This is a genomic window from Acidilutibacter cellobiosedens (genome assembly GCF_004103715.1).
GTDB classification, from domain to species: Bacteria; Bacillota; Clostridia; order Tissierellales; family Acidilutibacteraceae; genus Acidilutibacter; species Acidilutibacter cellobiosedens.
Genome location: NZ_CP035282.1, coordinates 1 through 16,794, shown reverse-complemented (window position 1 = coordinate 16,794; position 16,794 = coordinate 1). Strand labels below are relative to the sequence as shown.

Annotated in this window: 11 protein-coding genes and 3 rRNA genes; all 14 read right to left on the bottom strand. The window is 36.1% G+C overall.

What is annotated here, in order from left to right; all coding sequences use genetic code 11:
• Positions 1-68: 68 nt before the first annotated feature.
• A complete protein-coding gene (locus EQM13_RS00070) occupies positions 69-1,523 on the bottom strand; it encodes an SLC13 family permease (protein ID WP_071140546.1) in 1,455 nt (484 codons plus the stop codon).
• An 87-nt stretch (positions 1,524-1,610) separates the two neighbouring features.
• Positions 1,611-1,727, bottom strand: a 5S ribosomal RNA gene (gene rrf / locus EQM13_RS00065).
• A gap of 64 nt (positions 1,728-1,791) precedes the next feature.
• Positions 1,792-4,723 (bottom strand): 23S ribosomal RNA (locus EQM13_RS00060).
• Positions 4,724-4,827: 104 nt separating this feature from the next.
• Positions 4,828-6,357: ribosomal RNA gene (locus tag EQM13_RS00055) — 16S ribosomal RNA — on the bottom strand.
• Together the 16S, 23S and 5S rRNA genes form the textbook arrangement of a ribosomal RNA operon.
• A 164-nt stretch (positions 6,358-6,521) precedes the next feature.
• Positions 6,522-7,313: a SigB/SigF/SigG family RNA polymerase sigma factor gene (locus tag EQM13_RS00050; protein ID WP_071141296.1), complete on the bottom strand. Its 792-nt coding sequence runs from the start codon at positions 7,311-7,313 to the stop codon at positions 6,522-6,524.
• Positions 7,310-7,681 (bottom strand): ATP-binding protein, encoded by a 372-nt coding sequence (locus EQM13_RS00045; protein WP_071141297.1) that lies wholly within the window; start codon positions 7,679-7,681, stop codon positions 7,310-7,312. Before EQM13_RS00045 ends, EQM13_RS00050 begins: the two co-directional genes overlap by 4 nt.
• Before the next feature lie 5 nt (positions 7,682-7,686).
• Positions 7,687-8,004, bottom strand: coding sequence for an STAS domain-containing protein (locus EQM13_RS00040; protein ID WP_071141298.1), 318 nt, complete (start codon positions 8,002-8,004; stop codon positions 7,687-7,689).
• Between the two features lie 71 nt (positions 8,005-8,075).
• Positions 8,076-10,499: a DNA gyrase subunit A gene (gyrA, locus tag EQM13_RS00035; protein WP_128751576.1), complete on the bottom strand. Its 2,424-nt coding sequence runs from the start codon at positions 10,497-10,499 to the stop codon at positions 8,076-8,078.
• 16 nt (positions 10,500-10,515) lie between these two features.
• Complete coding sequence (gyrB, locus tag EQM13_RS00030; RefSeq protein ID WP_071141327.1) at positions 10,516-12,423, bottom strand: DNA topoisomerase (ATP-hydrolyzing) subunit B; 1,908 nt, start codon at positions 12,421-12,423, stop codon at positions 10,516-10,518.
• 30 nt (positions 12,424-12,453) lie between these two features.
• The gene (locus tag EQM13_RS00025) at positions 12,454-12,747 is read right to left on the bottom strand and encodes an extracellular matrix/biofilm biosynthesis regulator RemA family protein (RefSeq protein WP_071141300.1); all 294 of its coding nucleotides are present in this window, start codon (positions 12,745-12,747) and stop codon (positions 12,454-12,456) included.
• A gap of 14 nt (positions 12,748-12,761) precedes the next feature.
• Positions 12,762-13,916 (bottom strand): DNA replication/repair protein RecF, encoded by a 1,155-nt coding sequence (recF, locus tag EQM13_RS00020; RefSeq protein WP_240662968.1) that lies wholly within the window; start codon positions 13,914-13,916, stop codon positions 12,762-12,764.
• Entirely contained in the window at positions 13,897-14,106 is a 210-nt protein-coding gene (locus EQM13_RS00015) for an RNA-binding S4 domain-containing protein (RefSeq protein WP_071141301.1), read from the bottom strand. The genes recF and EQM13_RS00015 overlap by 20 nt, the downstream gene beginning before the upstream one ends.
• 17 nt (positions 14,107-14,123) lie before the next feature.
• A complete protein-coding gene (dnaN, locus tag EQM13_RS00010) occupies positions 14,124-15,230 on the bottom strand; it encodes a DNA polymerase III subunit beta (protein ID WP_071141302.1) in 1,107 nt (368 codons plus the stop codon).
• Between the two features lie 226 nt (positions 15,231-15,456).
• Entirely contained in the window at positions 15,457-16,794 is a 1,338-nt protein-coding gene (gene dnaA, locus EQM13_RS00005; RefSeq protein ID WP_071141303.1) for a chromosomal replication initiator protein DnaA, read from the bottom strand.

Here is a 16,794-nt window from a genome sequence, read left to right as displayed (position 1 = left end):
GGAAAATTAGAATTTCCCTATGAATCATAAAATATTTTTATAAAGCAGAACTTAAAGTTATATATAATCTACATTAATGCCGATGCAATAGGATACCCTATAATAACGGTGATAATTACCGTAATAATCATTAATAAAGTTCCATACTTAAGTAACTGAGAAGCATGGGCCCATCCTGAACTTCCCGCAATTGCAATATGAGGCATAGCAGGTGGAGTAGCAAAAGCATAGGAAGACATCATTCCAATAATTGATGCAACGGCTGCAGTATTTACTGCTCCATTTGTTGATAAAACAATAGGAATTCCAATAGTACAAACCGTTGTAACCGTAACCATATTGGAAGATAAATTAGTTTGAACAGCTGCCCATAATGTAAACAATAAAACAAGTAGCCAAGGCGCCATATTTGAAACCGCCGGTCCTAAGCTGTTCGACAAATATTTTGTTAATCCAATTTTTTCATTAGTCATTGCTGTACCGAAAGTTAATGTCGCTGCTGCCATAATTAAACTTCCCCAAGGTACTCCTTTTGACATAGCATTTTTAAAATTAAGCAATGGTTTGCCTTCAAAAGTAAGTACAGATAAAGCAATCGCTCCAAATAAAGGAGGCATTGCTGTACCATAAAAATCAATTTTTGCTGCAATACTTGGGAAAATAGGTTTAATAAGTCCTGGTATTATCCATAGACCTACTACAATTGCAAAGATTGTTAGTATACTTTTTTCTTTATGATCCATAGGTTTATTATCTGCTTTCAATGAAGAAATATCTATATTTTGAATGTATGACATGTCAGGGCGATAAATAAGCTTAAAAATTAAAATCATAAAAATTAAGCTAATTAATCCTACAGGCACTGCAAATGCCATATAAGAGGCATAATCAATTGACCTTCCTGTTGCTGCTTTGTAATAACCCATAGCCATTAAAGAAAACACATGGGCAATTGGGGTCATCCCCGAAGATATAGATGTACAAAAAGCCAATCCCATCATCAACATCTCTGCTATCTTATCTCCCTTTTTAAGTTTCAAAACATTATAGATTTCTTCAAGAATTGGTAAAAAAATAACAAATAATACTGTTGGAGAAATAAATGAACCTACAAATATGACAGAAAAAAAGAATAAAATTACAAAATGCCAAGATCCTTTTTTAGCTATAGGACTGGTAATAAAAAATAAAGCGCATCGACGTAAAAATGGCGTTTCTGAAAGAGCATAAGTACATATAAACGTAAACATTAAAAAAGCAAAGGTCGAATTTCCAAAAGAACTTGCTAATACATTGTTGAATCCAAGCATTGGCATAAGCCCCAATAATCCTATACAAAGAAAACTTGGCCAATCAATAGAAATAGTTAGCCACAGGATAAGGCAACCAATAAATATTCCCAAAACTTCCATTCCTGCCTGGGGTAAACCCGTCGGAGCAGGAATCAACTTAAATAAAAATATAATGGCAAGAGAAATAAAAATTATAAAATTTCGTTTAAAAGAATTTGAGCTCCCTGTCATAAAATATACACTTCCTTATAAAATAAATACTTATATATAAAACAAAAGCCCTACTTCGATAACCTTTATACGAAATAGAGCTTCTTTATCTGGCAACGTCCTACTCTCCCAGAGCGTTTCCACTCAAGTACCATCAGCACTGAAAGGCTTAACTTCTGTGTTCGGTATGGTTACAGGTGTTTCCCTCTCGTCTTTGTCACCAAATACTTTTTCCTTTTTTCCCTTTACTTCCTTACCCTTTTCCCTGAAAACTTTGAAGAAGAATCTTTAGGTCAAGCCCTCGACTTATTAGTTTCTCTCAGCTTAAAGTATTACTGCTCTTCCACCTGAGACCTATCTACCAGTTCGTCTTTCTGGTGTCTTACCTCCTTTGCGGAGTGGGAAATCTCTTCTTGAGGTCTGCTTCGTGCTTAGATGCCTTCAGCTCTTATCTTTCCCAGACTTAGCTTCTCAGCTCTGCCTCTGGCGAGACAACTGATTCACCATCGGTCTGTCCATCCCGGTCCTCTCGTACTAAGGACAGCTCCTCTCAAATTTCCTGCGCCTGCGACGGATAGGGACCGAACTGTCTCACGACGTTCTGAACCCAGCTCGCGTGCCTCTTTAATGGGCGAACAGCCCAACCCTTGGAACCTATTTCAGCCCCAGGATGAGACGAGCCGACATCGAGGTGCCAAACCTCCCCGTCGATGTGAACTCTTGGGGGAGATAAGCCTGTTATCCCCAGGGTAGCTTTTATCCGTTGAGCGATGGCCTTTCCACTCGGTGCCACCGGATCACTAAGTCCAAGTTTCCTTCCTGCTCCACCTGTATGTGTCGCAGTTAAGCTCCCTTCTGCCTTTACACTCTTCGTACGATTTCCAACCGTACTGAGGGAACCTTTGAGCACCTCCGTTACTCTTTGGGAGGTGACCGCCCCAGTCAAACTGCCCAACTGACAGTGTCCCTGTACTGGCTTCACAGTACTTGGTTAGAATTTCAATATCATAAGAGTGGTATCCCACTTTTGACTCCATAAATGCTGGCGCACTTACTTCTCTGCCTCCCACCTATTCTGTACATATGATATCAAAATCCAATGTCAGCCTACAGTTAAGCTCCATGGGGTCTTTCCGTCCTGTCGCAGGTAACACGCATCTTCACGTGTACTACAATTTCACCGGATCCCTTGTTGAGACAGTGCCCAAGTCGTTACACCTTTCGTGCGGGTCGGAACTTACCCGACAAGGAATTTCGCTACCTTAGGACCGTTATAGTTACGGCCGCCGTTTACTGGGGCTTAAGTTCTAAGCTTCGTATTTCTACTGACTCTTCCCCTTAACCTTCCAGCACCGGGCAGGTGTCAGCCCCTATACTTCGTCTTTCGACTTCGCAGAGACCTGTGTTTTTGGTAAACAGTCGCTTGGGCCCTTTCACTGCGGCCGGATTATTTCCCAGCCGTTTGGCCTTCTCTTCTTCCGGCACCCCTTCTCCCGAAGTTACGGGGCTATTTTGCCGAGTTCCTTAACAAGGGTTCTTCCGTGCGTCTTAGGATTCTCTCCTCGCCTACCTGTGTCGGTTTCCGGTACGGGCAATCATATACTCGATAGTGCCTTTTCTTGGCAGTTTGGATTCGGATGCTTCGCTACTTCTTTTTTCGCTCCCCATCACCTCTCATAACTCTTTCACGGTTTTCCCTATGAAAGCTTACTTCAGGCTTAGACACACTTTTCCATCTGTGTGCTCATCTTATCCTCCTGCGTCAGCACCTCTCTCTAACGCATATTCTTGGTACAGGATTCTCAACCTGTTGTCCATCGCCTACGCCTTTCGGCCTCGGCTTAGGTCCCGACTTACCCTGAGCGGACGAGCCTTCCTCAGGAACCCTTAGGCTTTCGACGGGCAAGTTTCTCACTTGCCTTTTCGCTACTCATGCCAGCATTCTCTCTTCTGTTTCGTCCACTACTCCTTTCGGTATAGCTTCTTCCTCACAGATTGCTCCTCTACCGATATTTCTATCCCACAGCTTCGGTGTCAGGTTTAGCCCCGGAAATCTTCGGCGCAACGTCACTTGACCAGTGAGCTATTACGCACTCTTTAAATGTATGGCTGCTTCTAAGCCAACATCCTGGTTGTCTCCGTAACTTCACATCCTTTGCCACTTAACCTGCACTTTGGGACCTTAGCTGGTGATCTGGGCTCTTTCCCTTTTGACTACGAAACTTATCTCCCGCAGTCTGACTCCTATTTCTATGAGTATGGCATTCGCAGTTTGATAGGTTTTGGTAACACTTTGTGCCCCTTTACCATTCAGTGCTCTACCTCCATCTCACTTTCCATAAGGCTAGCCCTAAAGCTATTTCGAGGAGAACCAGCTATCTCCGGGTTCGTTTGGCATTTCACCCCTACCCACAGTTCATCCGATAGTTTTTAAACACTAATCGGTTCGAGCCTCCACGAAATTTTACTTCCCTTTCACTCTGACCATGGGTAGCTCACCCGGTTTCGGGTCTACTATATGCAACTTTCGCCCTATTCAGACTCGGTTTCCCTACGGCTCCGCAGCTTCACTGCTTAACCTTGCTGCATATCGTAACTCGCTGGCCCGTTCTACAAAAAGTACGCAGTCACACTTTCTAATAGTGCTCCTACTGCTTGTAGGCATAGGGTTTCAGGTTCTTTTTCACTCCCCTCCCGGGGTTCTTTTCGCCTTTCCCTCACGGTACTATTCCTCTATCGGTCATCGGTTAGTATTTAGCCTTGGGAGGTGGTCCTCCCTGCTTCCCACCGGATTTCTCGTGTCCTGTGGTACTCTGGTTCACAACTGTCGAGTTTCTTTGTTTCGCCTACAGGGCTTTCACCTTCTCTGGCGGAACTTCCCAGTCCCTTCGGCTGCTTTTCTTCTCTCCTTATGTTGTGTCCTCAACCCCGAAGGTTTAACCCTCCGGTTTGGGCTCTTTCCTTTTCGCTCGCCGCTACTCTGAAAATCGATTTTTCTTTCTCTTCCTTGGGGTACTTAGATGTTTCAGTTCCCCCAGTCTCCCCTCATTCACCTATTTATTCAGTGCATGATGCCTGAGGTTTGCTCAGGCGGGTTCCCCCATTCGGATATCTCCGGATCTAAGTCTGTTTGCGACTCCCCGAAGCATTTCGGCGCTTACCCCGTCCTTCTTCGGCTTCCGATGCCAAGGCATTCACCCTATGCCCTTATTTGCTTGACCTACTTCTTTTCTTCTTCTTTACTTTTCAGTTCTCAAGGTTCTAACTTCTACACTAATTAAAGTGTATATATAAATTAAGACAGTGGGAATTAAATTCTCCTTAGAAAGGAGGTGATCCAGCCGCACCTTCCGATACGGCTACCTTGTTACGACTTCACCCCAGTCATTAACCCTACCTTCGACGGCTGCTCCCCTTTCGGGTTCGCTTACCGGCTTCGGGTATTGTCAACTCCCATGGTGTGACGGGCGGTGTGTACAAGACCCGGGAACGCATTCACCGCAGCATGCTGATCTGCGATTACTAGCAACTCCAGCTTCATGCAGGCGGGTTGCAGCCTGCAATCCGAACTGGGATCGGCTTTTTGGGATTTGCTTCACCTTGCGGCGTCGCTTCCCTCTGTACCGACCATTGTAGCACGTGTGTAGCCCAAGACATAAAGGGCATGATGATTTGACGTCATCCCCACCTTCCTCCGATTTATCACCGGCAGTCCTTTTAGAGTCCTCAGCTTTACCTGTTAGTAACTAAAAGTAAGGGTTGCGCTCGTTGCGGGACTTAACCCAACATCTCACGACACGAGCTGACGACAACCATGCACCACCTGTCTCCTCTGTCTCCTAAAAGCCGTATATATCTCTATATACTTCAGAGGGATGTCAAGCCTTGGTAAGGTTCTTCGCGTTGCATCGAATTAAACCACATGCTCCGCTGCTTGTGCGGGTCCCCGTCAATTCCTTTGAGTTTCAATGTTGCCATCGTACTCCCCAGGCGGAGTGCTTATTGCGTTAGCTGCGGCACTGAGCTTTGACACCCAACACCTAGCACTCATCGTTTACGGCGTGGACTACCAGGGTATCTAATCCTGTTTGCTCCCCACGCTTTCGTGCCTCAGCGTCAGTTTAAGTCCAGAGAGTCGCCTTCGCCACTGGTATTCCTCCTAATATCTACGCATTTCACCGCTACACTAGGAATTCCACTCCCCTCTCCTTAACTCAAGCTGAACAGTTTCATATGCTTATTAAAGTTAAGCCTTAACCTTTCACATCTGACTTGTTCAGCCGCCTACGCACCCTTTACGCCCAATAATTCCGGACAACGCTCGCCCCCTACGTATTACCGCGGCTGCTGGCACGTAGTTAGCCGGGGCTTCCTCCTCGGGTACCGTCATTATCTTCCCCTAGGACAGAGCTTTACGATCCTAAAACCTTCTTCGCTCACGCGGCGTTGCTGCATCAGAGTTCCCTCCATTGTGCAATATTCCCCACTGCTGCCTCCCGTAGGAGTCTGGACCGTGTCTCAGTTCCAATGTGGCCGTTCACCCTCTCAGGCCGGCTACCCATCGTCGCCTTGGTAGGCTTTTACCCTGCCAACCAGCTAATGGGACGCGAGGTCATCTCACACCGATATTCTTTAACTTACTCTGCATGCGCAGTGTAAGTATCATAGGGTATTAATCCCGGTTTCCCGAGGCTATCCCCTTGTGCGAGGCAGATTCCTCACGCGTTACTCACCCGTCCGCCGCTAAGGAATACGTATTCTTCCCGAAGGCTTCCTAAGTATTCCCTCGCTCGACTTGCATGTGTTAAGCACGCCGCCAGCGTTCGTCCTGAGCCAGGATCAAACTCTCAATTTAAAGTTTGCCTTTGCTCTTATCAAACACTAACTTCTTTTTTATAACTTATTTTTTACTCAAATTTATTCCCACTGTTTAATTTTCTTGGTTCAGCGTTGACTTACCGTCAACTCTTAATACTATAACAGCTTTTCTTTTCTGTGTCAAGTCTTTTTTTTCGTTTTTTATTCTAATGTTTTTTGAAACTCTTTCTTTAATTTTCCCATTATTTTTTTTTCTACTCTTGATACCGTCATTTGGGAAATTCCAAGACTTTCTGCTATTGCTACTTGAGTTTTTTTGTTAAAATACCTATCAAAAAATATCTTCTTTTCAACTTTATTGAACTTATCTACAATTCTCATCAAAAAATCATTATTTTCAATCTTACGAAAATAAAAATCTTCTTCTCCTATGAGTTCGGATAAATTAACATCTTTATCGTCGCTATTGGAATCATAAGTTATATCTAAAGATTGAGGGGTATATACCTTACTTGCCTCCATGGCTTCCAATACTTCTTCCTTACTAATATTTAAATAATCTGCAATATCTTCTACAGTAGGGGATCTCTGGAGTTTTTGGCTGAGTACAACTTTGGAATTGTTTATCTTTTTAGAAAGCTCTTGAATTCTTCTCGGAACTCTAATAGCCCATCCCTTATCTCTGAAATATTTTTTTATTTCACCAATAATTGTCGGAGTAGCAAAACTTGAAAATTCAAAACCTTTATCTAAGTCATACCTATCTATAGCATATATCAATCCAATACAAGCTACTTGATAAATATCATCATATTCTATTCCTCTGTTAACATATTTTTTTGAAAGTATCTGTGCAATATAAAGATGCCTTTCTATTAGTTCATTTCTTATTTCCAAATCTTTAGTTTGTTTAAATTTATTAAATAAAGTTTTTGTATCTATTTCTTTCAAGTTCTCAAGTTTTTTTTGTTCACAGCAGCCATCATTAATCATTTAATACCATCCTCTATATTTTTAATTAATTTTACTCCATCTCCTGTAAACTCGACTTCATCCATTAAAGATTTAATAATAAGTATTCCAAGTTCCCTTTCTTTCTTATCCGAAATATCCTCCGAAATTTTTTCTGAAACATTTTTAACAAATATAATTAATTTGTCCTGTAATATTTCATATTTAATATATATTTCTTCAGATTTATCTAAGGCATTTATACATGCTTCTGCTATCGCCACCTTTATATCATCTATATCATCTATATTTAAATCAGCATTACTTGCTATTGCTGAGGTTGTTAACCTTATAACACTGACATAATCAGGTTTACTTGGAACTCTAAGTTCTACCGTTTCCTTATCCATACTTTTCACTCCTCAATTATAAATACCTTGTCCAATCCTGTAATATCAAATAGTTTTCTGATATTTGGCTTAATATTTTTGATATAAACATCATATCCTTTTTCTCTCGCTCTTTTCAATATACCTATTAACACTCCTAATCCAGTACTATCTACATACTCTAATTTTTCACCATCTATCAGTATATTTGCTTCCTGCTTATTAAAAGAATCAATTAAAACCTCTTTTAATTTTGGAGATGTATAAATATCCACATCTCCTACAGGACTGACAATCCACATTTTTTTTCCTTCATCATACTTGATATATAGGTTTAATTCCACAAAGTATCCCTCCCTCTTTAGAATTAATGTAGTTTAATTTTATCTTAAAAAAATCATAATATAAAGTATAATTATTCTTCTACATATTTGGCTACTGCTACAACTCTATCTTCATTCTCAATTTTCATTAATGTTACTCCCTGGGTGTTTCTTCCCATTTCCGATATTCCATTTACATTCAATCTTATAATAATTCCCGAAAGAGAAATCATCATTATTTCATCACTTTTATCTACTACTTTAGCTGAAACAACTTTTCCAGTTTTAGTCTTTATATTATATGTCTTAATTCCCTTTCCTGCCCTTGATTGAGTTCTATATTCACTTAAAGGTGTTATCTTTCCAAATCCAAATTCACTTACAATTAAAAGAAACTTGTTATTTTCCACCATATCCATAGAGACAACATGATCATTTTCTGACAGTCTGACTCCTATCACTCCCATGGAGTTTCTTCCCATTTCCCTCACATCAGATTCAGGAAACCTAATCGACATTCCTTCAGAAGTAATGGCTATTAATTCATCATTTCCTTTAGTCTTCCTTACATTTATCAACTCATCACCGTCTCTAAGGTTTATAGCTATTAATCCGTTTTTCCTTATATTTTCAAATTGATAAAATTTAGTCCTTTTTACTATTCCTTTCTTTGTCATAAATACTAAATAACTTGAGGGTTCATATTTCTTTATTGGTATTATTGCATTAACCTTTTCTTTTCCGTTCAAATTCAAAAGGTTAATAATTGCGGCACCCTTGCCTTGTCTTTTACCTTCTGGAATTTCATAAGCCTTTAAAGAATATACCCTTCCTTCATTAGTAAAAAATAATATTGTATCATGAGTAGAAGTAATAAAAAGATGTTCAACAAAGTCCTCCTCTTTTGTCGTAATGCCGGTAATCCCTCTTCCTCCTCTCTTTTGAGCCTTATAAGTATCCTGTGGAATTCTCTTTATATATCCATTATGGGTAAGAGTTATTACTACATCTTCATCTTCTATCATATCCTCAATATCTATTTCATCCGATGACGGCATTATCTTTGTTCTTCTCGGATCACCATATTTAGCTTTAATTTCAAGAAGTTCATTCTTGATGATTTCATATACAAGTCTTTCGTTAGCAATAATTTCTTTAAACTTATTTATTTCTTTTATCAGTTCTTCATATTCTTCATCAATTTTTTCTCTCTCCAAACCGGTAAGCCTTTTTAATCTCATATCCAAAATAGACTGAGACTGAATTTGAGAAAGTCCAAAACTTTTCATAAGTCTTTCTTTTGCAATATTATCATCCTTAGAACTTCTGATAATAGATATAACTTCATCTATGTGGTCAAGGGCTATTTTCAATCCTTCAAGTATATGAGCTCTTTCCTCCGCCTTTTTCAAGTCATATTGAGTCCTTTTGACTATTATCTCCTTCTGATAATTCAAATAATATCCGAGTATCTCTTTCAAGTTTAAAATTTTAGGTTCATTATTTACCAATGCAAGCATTATTATAGAAAATGTATTTTGTAATTGAGTATGTTTAAAAAGATTATTTAACACTATATTAGGATTTGCGTCCCTCTTTAGCTCGATAACCATTCTCATTCCTTCTCTGTCGCTTTCATCCCTTAAATCAGATATTCCCTCGATTTTTTTCTCTCTTACATACTCAGCTATTTTTTCAATCAAATTTGCTTTATTTACTTGATATGGAAGTTCTGTAACTACTATTTTGTTCCTTCCCTTTCCGAATTCTTCTATTTCAGTTTTAGCACGAACAGTTACTCTTCCTCTTCCCGTTCTGTAAGCGGACCTTATTCCTTCCTTTCCCATTATCATAGCACCTGTCGGAAAATCAGGGCCTTTTATAACCTTAATCAAAGTCTCAATATCCAAATCAGGATTTTCAATAGTCATAACTATAGCATCTATCACTTCTCCAAGATTATGAGGAGGTATACTTGTAGCCATACCTACAGCTATTCCTGAAGAACCATTTACCAATAAGTTTGGGAATCTGCTCGGAAGAACTGTCGGTTCCTTAAGAGTTTCATCAAAATTAAAAGTAAAATCTACGGTTTCTTTATTTATATCTCTAAGCATTTCCATAGCAAGCTTTGTCATCTTAACTTCGGTATAACGCATAGCTGCAGGACTGTCACCATCAACAGAGCCAAAATTTCCATGACCGTCAACTAAAGGGTACCTTGTATTAAAATCTTGAGCAAGTCTTACCATAGCGTCATATACAGCCGTATCTGAATGAGGATGATATTTACCTAAAACATCCCCCACTACTCTCGCTGATTTTCTATATTGCTTTTCAGGAGACAATCCTAATTCATTCATAGCATATAATATTCTTCTATGAACAGGTTTCAGCCCATCTCTTACATCAGGAAGTGCTCTTGAAACTATAACACTCATAGCGTAATCTAAATATGATTTTTTCATTTCTTCTTCAATTTTTACTGTTATAACTTTACTGTTTTCCTTATCCATTTTATCCTCCTTAAAACTATATATCCAAATTCTTTACGTTCTTAGCATTTCTTTGTATAAAATCATATCTTGGCTTAACCTTATCTCCCATTAATGTTGTAAATATTTTATCTGCTTCTTCCGCATCTTCGATAGAAGCCTTAAGTATTATTCTTGTATCAGGATTCATTGTTGTATCCCAAAGCTGCTCGGGGTTCATTTCTCCCAAACCTTTGTATCTCTGAATAGGATAATTTTTATCTCTTCCGATTTCATTCATTATATTGCTTAGTTCAATATCACTATAAGCATAATGATCCGTTTTTCCTTTAGAAACTTTATATAGAGGAGGCTGTGCAATATATACATGCCCAAAGTCTATTAAAGGTCTCATATACCTGAAAAAAAACGTCAAAAGCAACGTTCTTATATGGGCTCCGTCCACATCGGCATCTGTCATAATTATAACTTTTCCATATCTTAGCTTTTCCATATTAAACTCATTACCTATTCCACAGCCAAATGCAGTAATCATTGCTTTAATTTCTTCATACCCTAATATCTTATCAAGTCTTGACTTCTCTACATTCATTATCTTTCCTCTTAAAGGAAGAATGGCCTGATATTTTCTGTCTCTTCCCTGCTTAGCACTTCCACCTGCAGAGTCTCCCTCAACTATGAATATCTCCGTAACATTTAAATCACTTTCTTGACAATCCGCCAATTTTCCTGGGAGAGTTGTATTGTCCAATATACTTTTTTTACGAGTAAGTTCCCTTGCCTTTCTTGCAGCTTCTCTTGCCCGAGATGCTCTTAAAGATTTTTCTATTATTACCTTCCCTTCTTTGGGGTTTTCTTCAAGGAATCTTTCTAAATGTTCCGACACAACACTATCAACTATGCTTCTGGTCTCACTATTACCAAGTTTTGTCTTAGTCTGTCCTTCAAACTGAGGATTCATTAGTTTTACCGAAAGGACCGCTGTTAACCCTTCTCTTACATCTTCTCCGGTCAAATTATTCTCTTTTTCTTTTATATATCCGTATTTTCTGGCATAATCATTTACTACTCTTGTAATAGCGGTCTTAAATCCTACTAAATGGCTTCCTCCTTCTTGTGTATTTATGTTATTTGCAAATGTAAATATATTTTCTGAATATCCTTCAGTATACTGCATTGCTAATTCTACTATCGTACTTTCTTTTTTATCTTCAAAATATATTATATTGTCATGTATGGGAGTTTTTTTCTCATTTATATATTCTACAAAGGACTTAAGTCCTCCTTCATAATGAAATTTTACTTCCTTTTGATTTCTCTTATCATTTAATGTTATTTTTACTCCCTTATTCAGAAAAGATACTTCTCTTAATCTAAATTCCAAAGTATTAAAATCAAAATTAATATCTTCGAATATTTCTTTATCGGGTTTGAATATAATGGTAGTTCCTGTCCCTTCACATTCGCCTATTACTTCAAGTTCCGTAGTAGGAATTCCTCTGCTGAATTTTTGTCTGTAAATTTTATTATTCCTTTTAATTCTTGCCTCAAGATATTCCGAAAGTGCATTTACAACAGAAACACCAACTCCATGAAGTCCGCCAGAAACCTTATAAGCACTGTTGTTAAATTTACCTCCTGCATGAAGAATTGTAAGAACCGTCTCCACAGTAGATTTTCCTGTTTGAGGATGTGTTTCTACAGGTATGCCGCCTCCATTATCTTCAACGATTACAGAATTATCCTCATTTATGGTTACCAAAATAGTATCGCAAGCTCCTGCTAAAGCTTCATCTATACTATTATCAACTACTTCATATATCAATTGATGGAGTCCTCTAAGCCCTGTGGAACCAATATACATTCCCGGTCTTTTTCTAACAGGCTCTAATCCAGTAAGGACTTGTATATCCTTTGCAGTATATTTTCTTTCGTTATTTTCCATATTCTTCATTTCCCTCCTGATTCTAATATGTTAAATTCTTGATATAAGACTATTTCTTTTTAATAAAGTAGAAGAAGAAATCTCTGATGTATAAATTAGGTTTTTGATCACTTTCCCTTTTTTATTATTTTTTTCTATTCGCGATGTCAAAATAATGGTCTTTATATTTCTTTCATCAGAGTTTGTAATAAAGAGCAATCCTTTCTCCTTCATTTTTTTTAAATAAGATTTTGAATCCTTAGAATTTAACAATGAATTAACATCCATTATTGCTACAATATCGTCTATTGGTATCGAATAGCTTTTTCCTATATGAAGAAACATAATATCTACTCCTTTTACATAACCTTTCCCTTTTCTATATAAAATGTCTTTTTATCTAAATTATCAATTTCTTTAAGCCTTATTACATCTGCGGAAGTAATTATTGTCTGCAAACCTGAAAATGATTTTATCAAATATCTTCTTCTATCTTCGTCTAATTCAGATAATACGTCATCCAAAAGAAGAACTGGTTTATATCTTTTTTCATTTTCAATTAATTCCACCTCTGCAAGTTTTATAGATAATATGGCTGTCCTTTGCTGTCCCTGAGATGCAAATTGCTTAGAATTAAAATCATTAATAATTATTTCTATATCATCTCGGTGAGGACCTATTTCTGTAGAACCTTTTAATATATCATTATCAATATTTTTATTTAATTTATCAAAAAAATCCCTTTCCAGGTCTCTCAAATCATTTACATTTTCGGTTACATTTGTAACATAATTGAAATCCAATTTTTCTTCATTAAAAGTTAAATTACCATGGATTCTTTTAGATATAGAAGATAGACTATCAATAAACTTTTTTCTTTCCAATATAATTTGAGATCCTGTTTTTATTAATTGAATATTAAATGTTTCAAGAACTTCTCTGTTCTTCTCCTTATATTTCATAAATCGGAGCAGGTTATTTCTTTGAAACAATATTTTATTATATCTATTCAAGTTATATCTATATAAAGGCTTTAACTGAGAAATTTCCAAATCCAAAAAATTTCTTCTTTCCTGAGGCCCTTCTTTTATTATTTTTAAATCATCCGGAGAAAAAACCACTACATTTAATCCACTGTTCAATTCTTTATTTTTTCCCAATTCTATTCCATTAATTCTCATCTTTTTAGGAGCATTTCTTTCTAACTTTATTTCTATCAGCTTATCTATATTTCTTTCCTTAATATTGATTCCTATATAAGATTTGTCACTGTTAAAATTTATCATATCTTTATCTTTATTTGTCCTGAATGACTTTCCCACAGCACAGAAATATATGGATTCTAAAAGATTGGTTTTTCCTTGGGCATTTTTACCCACAAATATATTTATATTCTTTGATAATTTGATATTTAAATTTTCATAATTTCTAAAATTTATAATTCTAATACTTTCTACATACAAATAGAGCCACTCCTTAGATAAACCTTTATAATTATACCACAACAAATTCATCTATACCTTCTATTTTAATTTTATCTCCCTTTCTTATCTTCTTGCCTCTTTCTTTTACAGTCTCTCCATTTACTTCAATTTTACCGGAACTAATCAATATTTTACTTTGCCCTCCTGTTTGTACTATTCCAGCAAGTTTTAAAATTTGACTCAACTTTATATATTCAGTATCTATTGTTACTTCTTTCATCTTCTATATTCCTCCAATTAATAATCTTCTTTTGCAAGTCTTACAGGAAGAACTAAATAAGTATATTCCGAATCATCTATTGGATTTATGATACAGGGATTTAGACTCCCCATAAAATTCAGTTGAATTTTATCAGCATCTATTGCCTTAATTCCATCTATAATATATTTTGAATTAAAAGCGATATTTAAATCTTCCCCTTTATTTTCGATAGGAACTTCTTCATAAACACTTCCTATTTCTGAATTTGATTTAATTACCATTTTACCATCCAATATGTTTATTTTAATAAGATTTGTTTTTTCCTCCTTTGCTAAAAGGGAAGCTCTCTCCAATCCGTCTTGGAATAATTTTCTGTTTACAATTACTTGAGTTTTATGTTCTTTTCTTATTATATCTTTATAATTTAAATATTGACCCTCTAATAGCCTCGAATATACTAATGTTTCTCCTAGATTGAATACTATATGACTTGAAGTTAATGTTATCGTTAAACTGGATTCTTCATCTTCAAGTATTTTACTGAGCTCATTTAAAGTTTTTGATGGTACTACAATTTTTACGTCCTGAGGAGATTTTACTAAAATATTTCTCAATGCAAGCCTATATCCGTCTAACGCTACAAATGAAGCCTTATCTTTTGTAACTTCAAATAATATTCCTGTAAGTATAGGCCTTGTTTCATCTTGAGCCGTAGCAAATATGGTTTGTCTTATAGCAGATTTAAATAAATCCGCAGAAATTTTTATCGAAAAATTATCTGTTATCGTAGGTAATTCCGGATATTCTAAAGATGAATTTCCTATAATATTAAATTCTGCACTTCCACATTTGATACATATTTTATTTTCTATTGTTGATATATATATTTTATCGTTAGGAAGTTTTCTTATTATATCTCCAAATATTCTTGAATTTATAACTATTGATCCTTCTTCTTCAACGCTACATTTTATAAATGTCTCAATTCCTATCTCTAAATCCGTACTTGTAAGTTTCAATTTTCCATTTTTTGCCTCTAAAAGTATTCCTTCAAGTATGGGTAGACTTGTTCTAAGAGAAGTACCTCTTTGAACAATATTTACATATTTATTCAAAATTGATTGTTCTATATTGATTTTCAATTGAAAATGACCTCCTTTTATTTTTTAAGATAGATTGAAGGATATATTATTAGTAGTAATAGTAGTAGGGGCTGTTAGTATGTTGATAAGTGGATATATCGTTATATTTAAATAAATTGAATATTTAATAACATGTGAATAAAAGATGAATGAATTCTAAAATTATCAACAAAAATTTTTGAAGAAATTAATTATATTATATCAACAGTTTATCAACAGGATTTTGTTAATTATCCCCTTGTATCTCTTTAATAACATTTTCTATCTTTTTATTGAATGTACTATTTGATTTTAAATTTGAAGATATTTTTTCATAAGCATGTATAACGGTAGTATGATCTCTTCCGCCAAATTCATCTCCTATTTTCGGAAGGGAGAGATCCGTTAATTCTCTGCATAAATACATTGCGACTTGTCTTGGATAAGCAATTGCTCTGGTTCTTTTTTTGGAATTAAAATCTTCTGACTTGATATTAAAGTTTTTGGCGACAACTTCTTTAATTAAATTTACAGTTATTTCTTTTGGCTTAGAAGATGAAATAATATCTTTTAAGGCTTCTTCTGCTAAATCTACGGTTATTTCTTTTTTTGTTAAGGATGAATAAGCTACTATTTTAATAAGTGCTCCTTCTAATTCTCTTATATTAGATTGAATTTTTGTAGCAATATAAAGAAGAACATCATTTTCTATACTTAAATTTTCGACTTTTGCCTTCTTTTTAAGTATAGCAATTCTTGTTTCCAAGTCAGGTGGCTGGATATCTGCAATAAGGCCCCATTCGAATCTTGATCTTAATCTGTCTTCAAGAGTAGGTATTTCCTTTGGAGGTCTATCGCTGGATATTATTATCTGTTTATTTGCGTCATGAAGAGCATTAAAAGTATGGAAAAATTCCTCTTGAGTTCTTTCCTTTCCAGCTATAAATTGTATATCGTCAATGAGTAATACATCAACGTTTCTGTATCTATTTCTAAATGCATCATTTTTATCATCTCTTATGGAGTTTATGAGTTCATTTGTAAATTTTTCTGATGATACATATACTACCTTTGTTTTAGAATTTTGGTTGAGTATGTAGTGGCCAATTGCATGCATAAGATGAGTTTTTCCAAGACCTACTCCTCCATATATAAAAAGTGGATTGTAAGCTTGAGCAGGTGCTTCCGCTACAGCTAAGGATGCTGCATGAGCAAAACGGTTACTATTTCCTATAACAAAGCTGTCAAAGGTGTATTTGGGGTTTAGCTGAGATCTGGAAATGTTTTCACCGTTTTCCACAGCCTTAGTTTGTCCTACATTTAATTTAATTTCATCTTCAGGGATGGTAATAATTATATGATAATTTTGTTTTGTTATTTGGGATATGGCGTTTTTAATTAAATTAAGATATCTTCCGTCAAGTATTCCTTTTGTAAACTCGTTTGGAGCGGCAAGTATTATATTATTATCATCCATCGATATAGGTTCTATTGTTTTAAACCATGTATTATAACTTACCTCCGATAGTTCTATTTTTATTAGGTCCATTGCTTCGTTCCAAATAGTTTCTAAATTAGAGTCCAT

Bases quoted from the DNA above. Each gene is read 5' to 3' on its own strand.
- EQM13_RS00070 (WP_071140546.1), bottom strand. From the start codon at position 1,523: ATGACAGGGAGCTCAAATTCTTTTAAACGAAATTTTATAATTTTTATT.
- EQM13_RS00050 (WP_071141296.1), bottom strand. From the start codon at position 7,313: ATGATTAATGATGGCTGCTGTGAACAAAAAAAACTTGAGAACTTGAAA.
- EQM13_RS00045 (WP_071141297.1), bottom strand. From the start codon at position 7,681: ATGGATAAGGAAACGGTAGAACTTAGAGTTCCAAGTAAACCTGATTAT.
- gyrA (WP_128751576.1), bottom strand. From the start codon at position 10,499: ATGGATAAGGAAAACAGTAAAGTTATAACAGTAAAAATTGAAGAAGAA.
- gyrB (WP_071141327.1), bottom strand. From the start codon at position 12,423: ATGGAAAATAACGAAAGAAAATATACTGCAAAGGATATACAAGTCCTT.
- EQM13_RS00025 (WP_071141300.1), bottom strand. From the start codon at position 12,747: ATGTTTCTTCATATAGGAAAAAGCTATTCGATACCAATAGACGATATT.
- recF (WP_240662968.1), bottom strand. From the start codon at position 13,916: ATGAATTTGTTGTGGTATAATTATAAAGGTTTATCTAAGGAGTGGCTC.
- EQM13_RS00015 (WP_071141301.1), bottom strand. From the start codon at position 14,106: ATGAAAGAAGTAACAATAGATACTGAATATATAAAGTTGAGTCAAATT.
- dnaA (WP_071141303.1), bottom strand. From the start codon at position 16,794: ATGGACTCTAATTTAGAAACTATTTGGAACGAAGCAATGGACCTAATA.